Below are 3,792 nucleotides of genomic sequence, written 5' to 3' on the forward strand. Positions count from 1 at the left end.
ATTTTTTATTGCCGGTGACACCCTGTACCTCCGTACAGATCGCTGCGAGCGGCATTCCCGCAAAAAGGCTCCTGCCTTGGGTGAGTGACGTCAAATCGCTGTTCTGGGTAGGAATGAGTGTTGCGCGATAAGACGAGATGTAACATTCCGTAATCCTTCGGAACCGTTCCCATGACAGGTTGTGCTTCTGGCTGCGCCGCTGCAAGCTTGAAAGGATCCAAATTTCTCCACTTTCCACTTATCCGGCAGATACGTGTGCTACCGTACAGAAATCATTCTAATCACGGTTTATTCTGTTTTTTCATCTACGATTAATAGGAGAGATCAACATGAATTATTTAAAACCTATTCTGGTTGCCACGATACTAGCATTTACACTTGCTGCTTGTGATTCCAAGCAGGAAACCAGGCGTGAAGGAGCACTGGAAAGTGGCGCCGACACAATTGAACAAAAAGCCGATGTGGTGCGTGATCGCGGAGAAGATAGGGCAGACCGTATTGAAGAGCAAGATCCCGGTATTATGGAAAGTGATGCAACTGACCGCGCTGCTGAGGCTGTCCGGGAAAGCTCCGAACGACGAGCTGACCAGTTGGAGGATCAGGCAGATCGCGTGCGCGAGCTGAAATAACGGCCGTTTTGCGCGCAGTATTTTTAATATCCCGGACAAGCTACTTTAGCTTCATTGTCGGTGGCAGCAGTCCGTTATCCACCAACCAGGATCCAGGGTAAATTGTTTTATTTTCAAGAGCTCAGAAAACCAACTTAGGCGAGCCTTAGCATATTGCGAATTTTTCATCACTAACAAGATTCAATGTAACGCTATGTTTTTTAATAGGTTGCCTGTTAGAAGAAATTAACCGTGGAGCATATCTTTATTGTGTATTGAGCTGCAATTTCAAACCTGGAACTAAAAGTCTAAAAGTAAGGAGTAAACTCATGCTAAATTTAGCAGTTGTTTTTCTAGTGATAGCCATAATTGCAGGTATTTTAGGCGTTACCGGGGTAATGAATGTTGCCATTGAAATAGCCTGGATTCTATTTGTAGTTGGTCTCATTCTAGCTGTTGTATTCTGGGTAATGGGGAGACGTCCGCCGCCGGTCTAATATTTATTTCCATAAATTTGCTAAAAAAACCGTCTAAAGATGGTGACTTTGATTTTAAATGTGTTGATCCCCCTCCACTAAACTATCTATTGAAAGTAGGTGGTTTAGTGGAGGGGGATCATACCGGATGGAGAACCCAAAGCCTGCAACATCGACCAGTGGGCCGGCCAAGGGTAGATACGAGAACTGCTCCCCAAGAGTTACCCTATCGCGCTGCCTTTATAAAGAAGCGTCTGTTCGATGTAATCAATGAAAGAGATATTACTTCGGTCGGCGACTGAGAGTTCTGCTTGAGCAAAAAAGCCGCTGTCTTACGAGGCATCTCGTTGATCTTTTTCATTTCGCGGTTCTGATGTCCCAGGATTATGCAAAAAGCCCATTCGTGCATTTCAAGTGAAGTGAAGTGAAGTGAAGTGAAGTATCTTGCTGATTTATGCTACAACTCCATTCTTTCCAAAAATGACTCTACGATAAACCCCAGGCGATTCACCATTGTCACCTTACTGCGTATTAATGCTGCTATTGTCCCGATCTAACAACCCTTTGCTGCTATCATCGTCACCGTTCTGCATATCTCTTCCTTCTCTGTCATCTTTCATTCTCATTTTTTCTGTTTCATCTCTGTTGCTACTATCATCTTTATTTCTATCTGCCGGAGCGGCCCCATTCCTGTTTTCACCTCTTTTGCCTCTTTTGCCTTCTCCTGTTTGCTTTCCACTATTTTGGTGGTATTCAGCCACCTCGTAGCTTTTTTCCATGGGTTGTGCCCCGAATGGGTTCTCAGTTGCGGAAACTATGGGTGCAACACTTAAAGTGGCAACAAAAGCAAAACCTACCATAACAGGAACAATCGCTTTCTTCGTTTTCATGATGTTTACTCCTAAATTATCAAATGAATGTTACGTTGATAAACTACCGGAAGACTCAATCCCAGTGTTTACTTATCCACACTAATACACCTTACTGTTCAGATATGTACGGCGGACCACATAAAGTAAAAATAAATGACCGGCCGTGTGCTTGGCTCGTAAAGTTGTTGAATCAATGAACAATTCTTCCAAAATTGTTTTGCCGTGCTATGTTGGGTGCCATATTTGTTTCCAACGCGGAAATCGGGCATATAGCGAATGCCGGTTGCTCCATTCCTTTGGGGTAAGTCTTGCTAGGGATCAGTCTATTCTTTTGCTGCAAAACACAGAATCAGCAAATCAATACTGGGACTAAACATCCAACTATTCAAAGTACATGGAAGGTCAAGCTAACATTTTGAACCATATTAAAGAGTCTGCAATTGGAAGAGCAAAGGCACATGCAGCCCATTTTTTTCAAAAAAAACAAAAGGAAAATGTGGGTTAACGAACAGACTTGTGGATATACCGTGGCCATAATTGCTACTTGATCAATTTTCTGGAGTTTATTTATGACCACTTCTACTAACGAAACTATACAAATTGAAGGAAGCGCAGTTTCGTGGGCTGCTATCCTTGCGGGTGCTGCAGCGATTGCGGCGCTATCGCTGATCCTCACTGTATTGGGAACGGGTCTGGGTCTATCCGTGGTATCACCCTGGGCACATAGCGGTGCAAGCGCAACAACCATTAGCGTATCTGCCATTATTTGGATTACTTTTTCGTCACTCTTTGCTGCTGGATTAGGCGGCTACCTTGCCGGTAGACTCAGAACTAAGTGGGCCACTACAGTGCATACGGATGAGATTTACTTCCGCGACACTGCACACGGCTTCCTGGCTTGGGCCATCGCAGCGCTTGTGACTGCCGCGCTGCTAACTTCTGTGATTGGATCGATTGTGAGCGGTACGACCCAGGCTGGAGCCTCTGTGGTTGGGGGTGTCGCTACCACCACTGCAGCTGCTGCGACAGCAGGGGGAGCAGCTGCAGGGTCTGAATTGGCGGAATCTGGCGGTGACGGTGGATTGATAGACTACTACATCGATTCCCTGTTCAGGAAGGATATGACAGAAGATTCGGACGACGCCATCCGCGATGATGATGATGATGAAAAAAGCGCTGCATCCACATCGACAAGTGATGCCAGATCAGCAGAGGTCGGACTCGAAGTTAGCCGTATTTTCATGAACGCCATTCGGACGGGAAACCTGGAAAAAGATGATCTTCGTTATGTAAGCCAATTGGTCGCTCAGCGTACTGGTCTAACTCAAGTGGAAGCCGAGAAACGCGTACAAGATACATTTACACGCGTGCAGGAAGAGCTGAAGAATGCTGAAACCACTGCGAGAGAGGTAGCTGATCAGGTACGTAAAGCGTCCGCTTATACGGCGTTGTGGCTCTTTATCGCATTACTTGCTAGTGCCTTCGTCGCCAGCTTCACAGCCATTTACGGCGGTCGGCAGCGTGACTTGTAATTAGTAACGATCCCTATAACTCAACCTTAATAAGGAGATAAGCAATGCGTTCAATACTTTTGTGGATGCTGGGTGTTCCCATCCCAATCATTATTTTAATTGCGTTATTATTTTAATTGCGTTATTTGTGCATAACTAAACAACGACTGGCTTTAGCCGGTCGTTGTTTAGTTATTAACTTTTTTAGATTTTGTCAGATGCTCCGGATATGTAGAGCTTACTCAGAAAGTATAAGTAACTGATTCTATATTATAATCACCTCCACTCCGGTAAAATAGTGCACACAAATAAGTGAAATAACCCC

General features: G+C 44.9%; 4 protein-coding genes. 3 read left to right on the forward strand and 1 reads right to left on the reverse strand.

Annotation, left to right across the window (positions count from 1 at the left end; genetic code table 11):
* Positions 1 to 329: 329 nt before the first annotated feature.
* On the forward strand, positions 330 to 629 hold the full coding sequence (locus ABTW62_RS13520) for a hypothetical protein (protein WP_430905101.1): 300 nt from the start codon (positions 330 to 332) through the stop codon (positions 627 to 629).
* A gap of 308 nt (positions 630 to 937) precedes the next feature.
* Entirely contained in the window at positions 938 to 1,105 is a 168-nt protein-coding gene (locus ABTW62_RS13525; protein ID WP_430905102.1) for a DUF1328 domain-containing protein, read from the forward strand.
* A gap of 500 nt (positions 1,106 to 1,605) precedes the next feature.
* On the opposite strand, the gene ABTW62_RS13530 is transcribed toward ABTW62_RS13525, so the two are convergent.
* Positions 1,606 to 1,974 (reverse strand): hypothetical protein, encoded by a 369-nt coding sequence (locus ABTW62_RS13530; protein ID WP_430905103.1) that lies wholly within the window; start codon positions 1,972 to 1,974, stop codon positions 1,606 to 1,608.
* 551 nt (positions 1,975 to 2,525) lie between these two features.
* Here ABTW62_RS13530 and ABTW62_RS13535 point away from each other — a divergent pair.
* Positions 2,526 to 3,488 carry a hypothetical protein gene (locus ABTW62_RS13535; RefSeq protein WP_430905104.1) on the forward strand — a complete coding sequence of 321 codons (963 nt, stop codon included), beginning with the start codon at positions 2,526 to 2,528 and terminating at the stop codon, positions 3,486 to 3,488.
* The last annotated feature ends 304 nt before the right edge of the window (positions 3,489 to 3,792 follow it).

Origin of the sequence: Nitrosomonas sp. ANs5 (assembly GCF_050584665.1) — a bacterium.
In the GTDB taxonomy this organism is placed as follows: Bacteria; Pseudomonadota; Gammaproteobacteria; order Burkholderiales; family Nitrosomonadaceae; genus Nitrosomonas.